We start from the raw sequence: 320 nt of genomic DNA, 5'->3' as shown, positions 1-320 counted from the left end.
GCCCTATAGAGTCAATGAACATTGGACGCTCGATGATGCACAATTAGACTATTTAGAGCAGATTGAACTGCCATTTGTGCAAGATGAAGACAAAATTTTAGTGTTATTGCAACAAGGCGATGAAGTTTTGGATTATCGTGAAGCACAGCGCTATTATAATGGCGCGGCGCTCGTGATCTCGGAAACGCAAGGCAATCATGCGATGGAATATTTCGCAGACAAAATACCGATGGCATTACAGTTTTTATCGGACTGCTTAAAATAAGGAACCAGTACATCGTGTCTCAATATACGGCTCAATCGCTTGAAGTATTATCTGG

Annotated in this window: 1 protein-coding gene; it reads left to right on the top strand. The window is 41.6% G+C overall.

The window, feature by feature from the left end:
- Positions 1 to 265 (top strand): YqiA/YcfP family alpha/beta fold hydrolase (locus ACG9ZB_RS16850; RefSeq protein ID WP_419326809.1); only part of this gene is annotated, 265 nt, incomplete at its 5' end.
- Positions 266 to 320 lie beyond the last annotated feature (55 nt).

This window comes from Acinetobacter johnsonii (assembly GCF_048551975.1).
Classification (GTDB): Bacteria; Pseudomonadota; Gammaproteobacteria; order Pseudomonadales; family Moraxellaceae; genus Acinetobacter; species Acinetobacter johnsonii_A.
Note: the sequence above shows the minus strand (reverse complement) of the source record. Positions and strands in the feature narration are given on the sequence as shown.